Annotated in this window: 11 protein-coding genes; 5 read left to right on the forward strand and 6 right to left on the reverse strand. The window is 41.2% G+C overall.

Going from position 1 to position 13707, the window contains the following annotated elements; translation table 11 throughout:
* Nucleotides 1-174 precede the first annotated feature (174 nt).
* The 4 genes from EC846_RS14200 to EC846_RS14215 all read right to left on the reverse strand — a co-directional run bounded on the left by EC846_RS14200 (nucleotide 175) and on the right by EC846_RS14215 (nucleotide 5045).
* Complete coding sequence (locus tag EC846_RS14200) at nucleotides 175-1617, reverse strand: cryptochrome/photolyase family protein (RefSeq protein WP_123775559.1); 1443 nt, start codon at nucleotides 1615-1617, stop codon at nucleotides 175-177.
* Between the two features lie 120 nt (nucleotides 1618-1737).
* Nucleotides 1738-2220: an FKBP-type peptidyl-prolyl cis-trans isomerase gene (locus tag EC846_RS14205; protein WP_004770302.1), complete on the reverse strand. Its 483-nt coding sequence runs from the start codon at nucleotides 2218-2220 to the stop codon at nucleotides 1738-1740.
* Nucleotides 2221-2345: 125 nt separating this feature from the next.
* Entirely contained in the window at nucleotides 2346-3632 is a 1287-nt protein-coding gene (locus EC846_RS14210) for an NAD(P)/FAD-dependent oxidoreductase (RefSeq protein ID WP_123775560.1), read from the reverse strand.
* A 93-nt stretch (nucleotides 3633-3725) separates the two neighbouring features.
* Nucleotides 3726-5045 carry a D-alanyl-D-alanine carboxypeptidase PBP6B gene (locus EC846_RS14215; protein WP_123775561.1) on the reverse strand — a complete coding sequence of 440 codons (1320 nt, stop codon included), beginning with the start codon at nucleotides 5043-5045 and terminating at the stop codon, nucleotides 3726-3728.
* 170 nt (nucleotides 5046-5215) lie between these two features.
* Between EC846_RS14215 and EC846_RS14220 the strand changes: the two genes are divergently transcribed.
* A complete protein-coding gene (locus tag EC846_RS14220) occupies nucleotides 5216-6919 on the forward strand; it encodes a M61 family metallopeptidase (protein WP_123775562.1) in 1704 nt (567 codons plus the stop codon).
* A gap of 36 nt (nucleotides 6920-6955) precedes the next feature.
* Here the strand turns inward: EC846_RS14220 and uraH are convergent, their stop codons facing one another.
* Together uraH and EC846_RS14230 are read right to left on the reverse strand one after the other, a co-directional pair.
* Nucleotides 6956-7360 carry a hydroxyisourate hydrolase gene (gene uraH, locus EC846_RS14225; RefSeq protein ID WP_123775563.1) on the reverse strand — a complete coding sequence of 135 codons (405 nt, stop codon included), beginning with the start codon at nucleotides 7358-7360 and terminating at the stop codon, nucleotides 6956-6958.
* 117 nt (nucleotides 7361-7477) lie between these two features.
* Nucleotides 7478-8170 (reverse strand): outer membrane protein, encoded by a 693-nt coding sequence (locus tag EC846_RS14230; RefSeq protein ID WP_123775564.1) that lies wholly within the window; start codon nucleotides 8168-8170, stop codon nucleotides 7478-7480.
* Between the two features lie 150 nt (nucleotides 8171-8320).
* Here EC846_RS14230 and EC846_RS14235 point away from each other — a divergent pair, with 150 nt between their 5' ends.
* From EC846_RS14235 to EC846_RS14250, 4 genes are all read left to right on the forward strand, one after another.
* Nucleotides 8321-9007, forward strand: coding sequence for a heavy metal response regulator transcription factor (locus EC846_RS14235; protein WP_123775565.1), 687 nt, complete (start codon nucleotides 8321-8323; stop codon nucleotides 9005-9007).
* Nucleotides 9000-10367, forward strand: a complete 1368-nt coding sequence (locus tag EC846_RS14240; RefSeq protein ID WP_123775566.1) for a heavy metal sensor histidine kinase — start codon at nucleotides 9000-9002, stop codon at nucleotides 10365-10367. Before EC846_RS14235 ends, EC846_RS14240 begins: the two co-directional genes overlap by 8 nt.
* A 327-nt stretch (nucleotides 10368-10694) precedes the next feature.
* Nucleotides 10695-12926, forward strand: coding sequence for an NADP-dependent isocitrate dehydrogenase (locus EC846_RS14245; RefSeq protein ID WP_123775567.1), 2232 nt, complete (start codon nucleotides 10695-10697; stop codon nucleotides 12924-12926).
* A 101-nt stretch (nucleotides 12927-13027) separates the two neighbouring features.
* A complete protein-coding gene (locus tag EC846_RS14250) occupies nucleotides 13028-13672 on the forward strand; it encodes a hypothetical protein (protein ID WP_123775568.1) in 645 nt (214 codons plus the stop codon).
* Nucleotides 13673-13707 lie beyond the last annotated feature (35 nt).

Raw genomic sequence — 13707 nt, forward strand, 5'->3', positions numbered from 1 at the left:
TTTAGTTTTAATAAATGTATTTTGTGATCAAGGTATCATTATTTTACGGCTATGACGATAAATTTTCTGTTATTGATTGTGTAAAATAATTTTATAAACAGTAACATACAGTATAGTCCGTCTAACTAATATGTGAAAAGTATTGTATTTAAAATAATTTTTACTTTTATGTAACTAATGCAAATGGGTTTTAAATACCTCAATTGCGCGCGCACGACTACCTTTTAAATCAATCATTTGAGCTGGATAGTCTAGCGTTAAAGAATGGTTTTTTGCATAAGGTTCATGAATGATTTTTTTATCAATTTGGGCCAGATCAGGAACCCATTTTCGAATATATTCCCCCTCAGGATCGAACTTTTGTGATTGGCTAATCGGATTAAATATCCGGAAATAAGGTACGGAATCTGTGCCTGTCGAGGCACACCATTGCCATCCACCATTATTGGCTGCAAGATCGCCATCAATCAGATGCTGCATAAACCATTGCTCACCTTTACGCCAGTCAATCAATAGATTTTTACTTAAAAACATGGCGCAGATCATTCTTACCCGATTATGCATCCAGCCTGTTGCCAACATTTGTCGCATGCCTGCATCAATGATCGGAATGCCGGTCTGACCTTGCTGCCATTTTTCTAAAGCGACTGGGTCATCACGCCAAGGGATATTCTGAGTCGATTGCTTAAAGGGTAAATGCCGTGAGACACGAGGAAAATCAAACAGAATATGTTGGTAAAATTCCCGCCACAACAATTCGTCTAACCAGCTTTGTTGTCCATCGGATTGAATTTCAAAATGGCCTTGCTGTTGTCTGAATAGCGCTTGAAGACATTGGCGAATCGAAATGATGCCGATATTTAAGTAGGCTGAAAGCTGGCTGGTGCCAGAGCGTGCAGGTAAGTCCCGTCCAGTGGTATATTCATTGAGCTGTTCCTCAACAAACTGGTCAAGTTGCTTCAAGGCATAGGCTTCGCCGATCTGCCATTCAAGATCCTGTGTATGTTTGAGCTGTTGTTTATATTTAAGTTGCAGTGTCTTGAGATCGGTTTGTGAGCCCGACTTTAAATCCGTAATTGCTTGTTGGGGAGCAGGTGTTGGATAACATTGCGGTAGTGCAGGTTGTAAACGCTGATAACAGGTCTTTTTAAACGCGCCAAAAACCTGATAGGGCAAATTGGACTGGTTACGGATCGAGCCAACAGGAAATAAGGTGCGATCATGAAAAAGGACCAGTTCCTTAGCTTGCTGATTTAAAAGTGTTTGTACAGCTTGATCGCGTTTTAACTCATTTATCCCCAGTTCAATATTGGCATATACATTTTGAATCGGCAGTTGCTGCATTAAATTTACGAAATACTCAGGTACATCTTTCCAGAGCGGAATTGTGTGTACCAGCAAGGGAATATTCAGATTCGTAAGTTCGTCTTTTAAGCTTTGCAGTTGTCTGAGATAGAATTCAGTTTTAATCGCTGCATCATCGTGTAATTGCCATTGTTCAGGAGATAAAATGACGACGGCAATCGTGGGGCCAGCCTGAGTCGCATGCCAGAGCGCAGCATGATCCTGAATTCTCAAATCTTGGCGAAACCAAATCAGTTGATAAGCAGTCGACATAATTCTGTTTTATTTTAAAGAAATTGACATGACCATAAGCGATTTTTTTATTTTATAAAAGTAGCGGTAATAAAAAAGCAAAGCCGAAGCTTTGCTTTTTTCATCTAATTCAAAAATGAATTAGTGGTGGTGACCACCTGCACCGTGAACGTGACCGTGATCTAATTCTTCTTGAGAAGCATCACGGATTTCAACGATTTCTACTTCGAAAGTAAGGTCTTGACCAGCAAGCGGGAAGTTTGCATCAACGATGATGTTGTCGCCTTCAATCGCTTTAACAGTTACGATTTGTACGCCGTCATCAGTTTGAGCTTGGAATTGCATGCCAGGCTGGATGTTGTCCACACCTTGGAACATTTGAGCTGGAACTTCTTGAACAAGTTCAGGGTTATATTCGCCATAACCTTCAGCAGCTGGAACGTTTACAGTGAATTTTTCGCCAACAGTTTTACCTGTAAGTGCATTTTCTAAACCAGGAATGATGTTGCCCGCGCCGTGCAAATATGCAAGTGGTTCACCTTGAGATTGATCAAGTGTTTCACCCTCAGCGTTTGTTAAAGTGTAGTGGAATGAAACCACGTGGTTATTTGCAATAGCAGTCATGTTTTGAATCCATGTCATCAATAGTTTTAGCTGTATATCATAAAGTGAAAAACAGTTTTTGTTGACTATTTTCCACTTTTTGAAACGATTTAGTTAAATATTGAGATGAAATATCAAATTTCAACTCAATAAAGTTTAATTTTTGGACGGACACGACGCGTCAGGAAATCTTTCATGGTGAGCATGCCTGCTTGGGTGTAACCATGAATATTGGCCTGATGCATTCGATAAAGTGAAACATACATGGTTTTGGCAATGAAGCCTTGTACGCTAACATCGCCTAACAATTCTCCTACGGCCTGATTACGACTCAGTGAAACCAGTGAACCTTTGTCATTAAATGTGAACATCGGTTGTGGAGAATCTGATAAACGTGCTGCCATTGCATCGACAAGGAAGGTTGCTTGCTGACTCGCCACTTGTGCACGAGGGCCTAACGGTGGCTGGCGTGCATCTAACTGACAATTTGCACAATCACCAAAAGCAAAAACATTCGGATCAGAATAGGTTTGCAGGGTCGCGTATACCATCAGGCGATTGATTTTATCCCGTTTAAAATCAGTAAATGACTCTAAAACTTTCGGCGCTTTAACACCTGCCGCCCACACCGTAATATCTGAGTGAATGACATTTCCATTACTGAAATAGACATTGGTTTCATCGACTTTCTGGACTTTATGTTGAGTCAGAATCTCAATCCCCATTTTCTTGAGCTGTTTGGCGCTATGCGCTGCTGTTTTTTCATTTAGGGCAGGCAAGATGCGGTCAGATGCTTCAATGAGGGTGATTTTGACTTGCTTCGGATTAATTTTCTTTAATCCATAGCGATAGAAATTCTTGGTGGTTTCAATCAACTCTGCTGCCAGTTCAACACCTGTTGCACCAGCCCCGACGATGCCAATATTCAAAGCTCGCTCATTTGACTGATTTTGCGCCTCGATATAGAGGTGAAATAAATCCTGCTGGAAAATATCGGCTTGTTGACGGCTATCCAGAAAATGACAGTGTTCACGCACGCCTTCTGTACCAAAGTCATTTGAAACAGAACCCACGGCCAGCACTAGAGTGTCGTAGCTGAGTGTTTGAGTTTGTGGAGTGTGTTCTTTAGAAAGCTGCGGGGGAGAAAGGGTAATTTGTTTTTGATCTTTATTCACATCAATAAGTGTGCCGAGTACGAACTCAAAATGATGTTTTTCTGCATGGGCAAAATAATTGGTTTGTTCTTCGTGAGGATTCAGCGAGCCAGCTGCGATTTCGTGGAGGAGAGGTTTCCATATGTGTGTGAGATTTTGATCGACTAGGGTTATTCGGGCTTTCTCTCGTCTGCCAAAACGTTCACCTAGCTGTGTCGCAAGTTCCAAACCACCTGCGCCACCGCCCACAATCACGATATGATGTAAGGTTTTGCTCATGATTAACCTAATTATTTTTGTGAAAGGATGGCTGGATTATGCCATCCTTTTTTCAATAATGTATGTTTAATCTTGATAAAAATAGTAGGTTTTTTATCCTTGATTTAAAGGATAAAGTTTGGCAGTTTTGCTATCGCTGGTCGAAAAGAATGAAAACAGATTTGAGAACCAGATCATAATTTTCTGGAAAATATTGGCTTCTTCAATCTGTACATCATTTTCAATCTGTAAGCTGCGAATCAACTGGTTATTTTGATAGATCGAAACTGTTGCCAGATTCATTGCCTTAGTCAAAGGCGCAGTCAAATGCTGTTCATTCAGTTCAATATTGATGCGAGTATTGGTGGTTTGAAGCGGCTCAACAGTCGTGACTTGTTGGTTTGCATCAATCAGATGAATACGTTGGGTGAGTAGATCAAAGCTATTCAAATCAATCGGAACAGACTGACCATATAACGATGTGGTCACGATTGTCGGTTGCTGGGTTTCGACTTTAAACATTTTCAAGGTTGATTTAATCACAGGCAATTCTGCAATCAGTCTCTGCTTTGGAATCACTTCTTCATCGCGGGTATAGGTATAGGCCAGATTCATCAGTTTATGTGCAACTTCTGCACGTTTTACTGCACTTGGTGTTCCCAATACCACCACAATCAGACGACGTTTTTCGACATGTGGATTGAATGTTGGACGTTCAGCTGTCAGGGCAAGGTTATAGCCCGCCGCCTTGGTATAACCTGTTTTCAGACCATCGGATGTCGGATCCATTTTCAAGGCAAGGTTAGTGGCATGGTGAAAACGCTGGTTGTAGCTAAAGCTTGGCATTTTTGAATAATACAAATATTCAGGCGTTTCTTTCACAATGGCTTTGGCTAATAGGCTCAAGTCGGCAGCTGTAGAGTAATGATCGGTCATGGTGATTCCAGCTGGATTGCTGAAATGCGTATCCTTCATTCCCAATGCCTGTGCTTCCTGATTCATCCGCGCGACGAATTGTGGCACGCTGCCAGAAATTTTTTCAGCAAGCGTCACTGCGGCATCATTGGCAGACATCACGATCAGACCTGCTAAAAGCTGATCAACAGAAATCTGTTCACCTGCTTTTAAGTACATTTGTGATTCATCCCACATCACTGTGCTGACTACAGGCGTTGCAGTCAGGACTTCTTCTTTACGTAATTTACCTGCTTCAATATCTTTTAAAGCGATATAAGCCACCATCATTTTGGTGAGTGAAGCAGGGGCGCGCTGAACATGGCTGTTATGTTCAGCAATGATTTGTCCAGACTGGGCATCGATGATTGACCATGCTTCAGCTTCAACTGTTTCAGGGGCAATGTTAAGTAAGTTTGCATGTGCGAGATTTGCACAAACGAGACTAAACAACGTAAAGAGAGAGAGGAGAAATTTCACGTGCATACCTTGTATTGCCGATCCAGTGGCCTTAAATGTGAGAGGAGAATGCTATGACTTTTTTGTTGAAGAATCCAGCAACTTTTGCTGACAATTACGACATCTGCGCATGACTTTGTAAAAAAATGCTAAGCTGTGTGAAGTTATTCCCATTTTCATGATTAGAAATTATGTTGCACTATCAAATTGAGTTCGACGATTATCGCCAGCACCTGATTCATGTCACCCTACGTTTTCTAGCCAATCCCAATCAAGAGTTGTGGTTACCAACCTGGATCCCTGGAAGCTATCTGATTCGGGAATTTTCCAAGCATATTGAGTCGGTGAAAGCCTCTGATGAAGCAGGGCGTTTACTGAATATTAAAAAAACCGAGAAAAATCGCTGGCGTTTATTCAATACCGATCATGAACTGATTACTGTTGAATATGATGTTTATGCCTATGATTTATCGGTGCGTGGTGCCTACGTTGATCAGACACGTTTCTATGTTAATCCTGCATGTATCTGTTTGGGCTTGCAAGATCAGGAACATGCACCTTGTGAAGTTGAAATTTTCCTGCCAGATGAATTAAAGCATTTCCAGATCGCAACAGGTTTACCAAGTAAGAGTCTAGTCAAAGGGCGCTTTACTCTAAAAGCAGATAACTATGATCAATTGATTGATAGTCCGTTTGAATTGGCAGAGCAGAGCCGTTTCAGCTTTGATGCGAACGGGATTCCTCATGAGTTTGTGATTTCGGGCAAACACACGACCAATATGGGCCGTTTAGAAGCGGATATTAAAAAGATCTGTCAGACTGAAATTGATATGTTCGGTTCAGCGCCATTCCAGAACTATACCTTTATGACTATGGCAACTGGCAATAGCTATGGTGGTCTGGAACATTGCAATAGTACCAGCTTGATTACCCCGCGTGATGATTTGCCGAAAGCAGATGAAGCCGAAGAACCTTCTAAAGATTATCAACGTTTCTTGGGTTTATGTAGCCATGAGTATTTCCACTCATGGTTAGTCAAATTTATTCGCCCTGAAAACTTTGCCAATTATGATTTACATAAAGAGGGATATACCAGCTTATTGTGGATCTTTGAGGGTTTTACCTCTTATTATGATGACCTGATTTTATTGCGTAGCGGTGTGATTTCACAGAAGTCTTATCTGGATCTCCTAAAAGCACAGCTTGATCGTTATTTGCAGAATCCGGGCCGTTTGATTCAATCGGTTTCAGAGTCAAGTTTTGATGCGTGGATCAAGTTCTACCGTCAGGATGAAAACTCAAATAATGCAGGCACCAGTTACTATAACAAAGGCAGTTTAGTGGCACTTTGTTTAGATTTGGGCTTACGTTTACGTGGTTCAAATCTGGATGCCTTAATGCGTCGTTTGTACGAAAATACCCAACAGGGGATTCAGGTTAATGAACGAACCATTTTTGAATTATGTAATGAACTGACAGGCGATAACTGGATTGAGCAAATCAATCATTTGATCAACACCACCGATGAATTACCACTCGATCAGTTGTTCCCAGAGTTTGGACTGAGTTACACGCTTAAAAATGACAAGGCTCTGGCTTTTGGCTTGAAAGTGGTAGATAAAGCAGAAGGCGTGGTGGTACAGCAAGTGCGTCGTGATAGCGCAGCCGCTCAAGCAGGTTTATCTGCAAATGATGTGATCCTTGCGATTAATGGTGTGAAGGCTTCCGAGAAGCTTTTAGCCAAGTATGCAAAACAACAAGGCACATTTACGGTCTATGCATTCCGTCTTGATGAGCTTTTACAATTTGAACTTCAAGCGGGTGAAAGTGAATTGACCACGGTTGAATTAAAAGTTGAGGACCAGCAAAAAGTTGATCGTTGGTTGAAGGGTTAAGACTTGATAAAAAGGACGCGACAAGCGTCCTTTTTATTAGCTGCCACGATAAGTGGAATAACCATAAGGGCTGAGCAGTAATGGAATGTGATAGTGCGGTAAAGTGCCGTCAACTTCAAAAATAACCGGAATTTCAGGGAAAAAACTGCTTTGCTTTTGCGCTTTATACCAGTCACCTGTTTTAAACGTCACTTTATAAACACCTGACTTTAATTGTTGTTGCGTCGGATAAAGGGCGGTAATTCGTCCATTCTGATCAGTTTTGGCCTGATTAATTTTTACCCACTGGTTTTTTTGTTGCGCTTCGAGCACAACGGTGACATCAGCAGCAGGTAGACCATTTTGCTGATTGAGAACATGTACACTTAATGGATTGGGTGCTGCTGCAAACAAGCTGCTTGAAGCCGATAGTGCGGCGATGGCGAATAGATTTTTATACATAACAATATTCCACCTTTCTTGATCAATGTTTTGGTATGTATTGCCATCAGTTGTGGTGAGGGCAATACATGGGGGACGAGTGCAAAAAAAGGCACTGCTGATCAGTGCCTTTCAAATTTAGAATGAGTATCTTGCACCGAGATAGAACTCACTTGAATAAAGATGTGCTTTCATCTGCTCATCCTGCAAGTTACGTGCATTGGTGAAGTTATTTAAACCGCTATCGGCTTTACCCAAGTCGACATAACGATAGCCTAAATCAAGGTTTAGGTTATCAATTGCTTTATAACTCGCACCCGCACCTATGCTATACACCAGTTGGGTTTCGGTATTTGAAAGATATTGACGAGAGTTATTCCCTTGCCAGCCTGAAGATTCTGTACGTGCAACACCTAATCCCAGATTGCCGTATACAGCGACATTTTGCATGACTTCAAAATCACGATAAGCATTCAGCATCAGGCGCTGCGTCTCGACTTTATGATGGTTGAGACTGGTTGGAAAGTTGGTTGAACCGCTGGTAAATTCTGCATCATTTTTAAAGGTATATTCTCCTTCGGTACGCCAGCCATTGCCAAAGTCATAACCGAACCCCAGTGATGCATTGGTTAAATCTTTTTGATCGTCACCTGCGACAAATTTGCCAATCCCTGGGCGTAAACTGGTTTCCATATTGTCAGCCTTGAGTTGGGCTGCCGCGACTTTTGCTGAGAGATAATAGCCAGAAAGAGCAGCGTCTTGAGCATAGCTTAATGAGCCAGTCACAAGTAAAACAGAGCCAAGAGCGAAGCGGGTAAATCCTTTGTCCATATGCAATTTTCCAAAATTCGTGAAGGAGTGTTTGGTGATAAAAATCTTTATTTCCTCAGCACATGGTAGGAAGAAATGCATCTGGTCATGATGACAATTGAATTACCGATTTGTAATCTTTGCGCTGAATAAAAAAGGTTAAGATGTGGGATGCATATTTTAATTGTCGAAGATGAATCCAAAATTGCGCAGTTTTTGGCAAAAGGATTAAGTGAATCAGGCTATACCAGTGCGATCGCAAAAGATGGCATGGAGGCTTTGTCGCGGTTACAAGATGAAGCTTTTGATCTATTAATTTTGGATGTGATGTTGCCGAAACTGGATGGCTGGCAAGTGTTGCAGACGCTCCGTACATTTTCAAAAATCCCTGTGCTCATGCTCACGGCTAAAGATCAGGTCATGGATCGGGTGAAAGGTCTGGAATTGGGAGCAGATGACTATCTGGTTAAGCCATTTTCATATATCGAATTATTGGCACGCATCAAAAGTTTATTACGCCGTGTGCCCAAGATTGAACAAGAAATTTATAGCATTGCCAATCTCAGCTTGAATCGTTTAAGTCGGGAAGTCCACCGCGCAGAGATCAAGATCGATTTAACCGCCAAAGAGTTTGTGCTGTTGCAGTTGTTGATACAGCATCGTGGTGAGGTGTTAACCCGCACACAAATTGCCTCTATGGTCTGGAATATTAATTTTGATACTGACACCAATGTGGTCGATGTCGCCATACGTCGTCTACGTGCAAAAATTGATGACCATTTTTCTCCTAAGTTGATTTATACGATTCGGGGGATGGGCTATAAAGTTGATTTAAAAGAAGACCATGCTGATGAATAGATTATCTCTGGCTTCGCGTCTGAGAATCGCGTTTAGCCTGATTTCATGTGTGGTTTTTATCAGTATTGGAACATTGTCTTATCAAAGTTTTCGTGAAATGGTTTATATCCAGCAAGACAAAGCACTTGCCGCGCGGATTAAGCGCATGGAAGTGTTTTTGACAGATGCTTATACCGTTCAGATCTTGGGCAAATACCCTCAACTTTATGAAAATATGGTTGGGCATGAGGACAGTATTTTTATTGTCAAAGAGGCAGGTAAAGACCTGATTCGAATCAATCCGTTAAACATCAAAATCCCGAGTTTAAATTATTCCAGTAAAATCCAGTTTACGAATAATAGCCCTGAACAGCCAACGACACGGCTTGCATTTCAATCGGTACAACATGGCGATCAGCATTATCAATTGATTGCAGGTCAACAATGGTATGCCGCGAATCAAACCCTGAAGCAATATTTTTGGAAAATCGCCTTTTACACTGGGCTGGGCATCTTATTGTCGAGTTTATTAGGTTTTATGGTCGGGCATTACATGTTCCGTTCGATGCGGGCATTGATTGCAGAAACCAGTAAAATCAACGTACAAAAACTTAATCATCGTATTCAGATCGAGACCACAAATACTGAAGTACAACAACTCAGCCATGCCATGAATGAGATGCTGGATAAAATTCAGCAGGATTATCAAAAGCTGGCGCAGTTTTCGGAAGATATTGCGCATGAATTGAGAACGCCACTCAATAATTTGATGGGTCAAACACAGATTTTGCTGTCTCAACCCCGTCAAACTGAGGAACTGGAAAATCTCCTGTATTCGCACTTGGAAGAGTACGAAAGACTGACCAAAATGATTGAGAGCATGCTATTTATTGCACGTTCTGAATATACGGAAGCAGGGCTTGAGAAAAGCAGCGTAGATATCCTGCAATTGATTCGGGATGTGACGGATTATTTTGATTATCTGATCGAAGAAAGGCAGATGAGCTTGATGCTTCAACTTCCTGATGAAATGAATTTGAGAGTGAATGAAGCCCTTATCCAGCGTGCGATTGCGAATTTAATCAGCAATGCGGTGGTCTATGGTGTAGAAAAGGGGCGAATTACTTTAGAGGTAAAACGGGAACAGGCTGATTGTGTGATTCGTATTGTGACGCATGACATCTGGATCGAAGAAAAACATTTGCCTTATCTCTTTGACCGTTTTTATCAAATTGATGAGAGTCGACATAAGAGAGCACAAACAGGTGGGCTGGGACTCGCAATTGTTCAATCCATCATGCAACTGCATGGTGGTTGTGCTGAAGTTGAAAATCAGACAGCAGGTGTGGCATTTACGTTGAGACTACCACTAAAGAATTAACCTAAGGTTCATAAAACTTTGACAAAATAAGGCACATTTGTAGCTAAACACCTATTTGTTTGCTAAATGATCAGTTTGCTGGGCATTTTCAGGTCGCTAACGCTTTGGTAGTTGAAAAGGCAACATTTGGCCCAAATTATATGAACTAACGGTATCTATTATATAAAATTGTAGTATTTTTTAGCGAAATGTCGTTATCACGGGATAGGGCGTTGACTAGTATGCTATGAAGACTGATACTCTCAAGTTTGTTTTAAGCAAATCGGTTCTAGGAGCTGGGCCACAAGCGCAGTTTTCCATAACTCAATCCAACACAAGGGGCTATATATGGCTGGTGGAAAGTCAAAAATCATTTATACACTGACTGATGAGGCGCCGTTATTGGCGACCTATTCATTGCTACCGATCATTGAGACCTTTACCAAGCCTGCTGGCATCGAGATTGTGAAAAGTGATATCTCAGTTGCAGCACGTGTACTTGCAGAATTTTCAGATTACCTTAAAGATGAACAAAAGGTAAACAACAACCTTGCGGAGTTAGGTCGTCTTACGCAAGACCCAGATACAAACATCATTAAACTTCCAAACATCAGTGCTTCTGTTGCTCAGTTAACCGCATGTATTAAAGAGCTCCAGTCGAAGGGCTATGCGATTCCTGATTATCCAGAAAATCCAGCAACTGAAGAAGAGAAAGAACTTAAGGCGCGTTATGGTAAATGCCTTGGTTCAGCAGTAAACCCAGTATTGCGTGAAGGTAACTCTGACCGCCGTGCACCAGCTGCTGTGAAAAACTATGCGAAAAAACACCCGCACTCAATGAGCGAGTGGAAACAATGGTCACAAACTCACGTTTCTCACATGGATGAAGGCGACTTCTACCACGGTGAAAAATCAATGACTTTAGACCGTGCGCGTAATGTGAAAATGGAGCTCATCACTAAGTCTGGTGAAACGATTGTGCTTAAGCCAAAAGTTGCACTTCAGGATGGTGAAATCATCGATTCAATGTTCATGAGCAAGAAAGCGCTTTGCGATTTCTATGAGAAAGAACTTGAAGACTGTCGTGAAGCAGGCATCCTGTTCTCATTACACGTAAAAGCAACCATGATGAAAGTATCACACCCGATCGTATTCGGTCACTGTGTGAAAATTTACTACAAAGATGCTTTCGAAAAACACGGCAAATTATTTGACGAGTTAGGCATCAACGTAAATAACGGTATGGCTGGTCTTTACGAGAAGATCGAAACTTTACCGACTTCACTTCGTGAAGAAATTATCGAAGATTTACATGCTTGCCAAGAACACCGTCCTGCACTTGCAATGGTTGATTCTGCGAAAGGTATTACGAACTTCCATTCACCAAATGACGTGATTGTAGATGCTTCTATGCCTGCAATGATCCGTGGTGGCGGTAAAATGTGGGGTGCTGACGGCAAACCTTACGACTGTAAAGCAGTTATGCCTGAATCAACTTTCGCGCGTATCTATCAGGAAATGATCAATTTCTGTAAGTGGAATGGTAATTTCGACCCACGTACCATGGGTACTGTACCTAACGTTGGTCTGATGGCGCAAAAAGCGGAAGAATACGGTTCACACGACAAGACTTTCGAAATTTCAGAAGCAGGCGTTGCCAACATCACAGATCTAGACACTGGCGAAGTGTTGATGAGCCAAAATGTGGAAGAAGGCGACATCTGGCGTATGTGTCAGGTGAAAGACGCACCGATTCGTGACTGGGTGAAACTTGCAGTAACACGTGCACGTAACTCTGGCATGCCAGCAATCTTCTGGTTAGACCCATACCGTCCACACGAAAATGAATTGATCAAGAAAGTTGAAAAATACTTGAAAGATCATGACACAGCAGGTCTTGATATCCAGATCATGTCACAAGTACGTGCAATGCGTTATACGCTTGAGCGTGTAGCACGTGGTTTAGATACGATTTCTGTGACTGGTAACATCTTACGTGATTACTTAACTGACTTGTTCCCGATCATGGAGTTGGGTACTTCAGCGAAAATGTTGTCAATCGTGCCGTTAATGGCGGGTGGCGGCATGTATGAAACAGGTGCGGGTGGTTCAGCGCCGAAACATGTTCAGCAGTTGGTAGAAGAAAACCACTTACGTTGGGATTCTCTTGGTGAGTTCCTTGCGTTAGCTGTTTCTTTAGAAGAGCTTGGTCTTAAAGAAGACAATAACCGCGCGAAATTGCTTGCGAAGACACTTGATCAGGCAACAGGTAAACTTCTTGATAATGACAAGTCTCCATCACGTCGTACAGGTGAGCTTGATAACCGCGGTAGTCACTACTACTTGGCATTGTATTGGGCTCAAGCATTGGCTGCTCAAGACGAAGATGCTGAGTTAAAAGCGAAGTTTGCTCCACTTGCAAAAGCACTTGCTGACAATGAAGAGAAGATCGTTGCTGAGCTTGCTCAAGTACAAGGTCAATCTGCTGATATTGGCGGTTACTATGCAATTGATCCTGCAAAAGTAAACGCAGTGATGCGTCCAAGTGCTACGCTTAATGCAACACTTGAAACAGCTTAAGTTTAAATATTACTGATAATTTTGTTGGTAGTGAAAAAAGCCGATGCGAAAGCATCGGCTTTTTATTAATTTGAGTCGGATTTTTTTGGGTAAAATAAAAGATGGAACAAACTCGGGTTGATGAGCATGCCTCTGTTTTTATGGCTGCTTTTTTATTGTTGCATCTAGCTTATTATGCCGTTTCGGAATCCACTTGCAGTTTTATTGAAAATCATCTTTATCAAAAGATACAACATTATGTTGAGGCAGATGAAAAAATAAGAGTTTATATAGAAAAATATCCAGCTAAAAACACGGTATATTATTTTGAACTTTATAATGATGGGGCTTATTTAGGAGATATTTTTTGTGGATCAACTATGATTAAGTTATGTCGGGAGTGGAGTGATCATCAGTATGGCTTTAAAGTCGAAAATTTAGCCTACGAAGCCCGAGTTAATGATTTAAATGAGGTAAAGTCGGTTAGAGTTAAATATTTTGACTTAATTAATAATGATAAATATAAGATTATTAATAATAGAGAGTTTTTTTCCCCATCATTGTCTACACTTATTGGTAAATTGGTGATCAGTCTTGTTTTTGCTCTCTGCGTAAATCTTTCGATCCTGATTTATTGGTGTAAAATTCTTCGTGAAAGACAGCTAAATAAATATAAATATGATTATTGGATAATTTATGGTTGTCCCTTACTTATGCTTGGTTATTTCATAAAATGCATTTTTGATATTTATTCTTTTGTATTCTGAATCATCTGTTGTTTCACGTATATTTTAAAGCCCAC

The organism is Acinetobacter sp. BIGb0102 (assembly GCF_003815055.1).
Classification (GTDB): Bacteria; Pseudomonadota; Gammaproteobacteria; order Pseudomonadales; family Moraxellaceae; genus Acinetobacter; species Acinetobacter vivianii.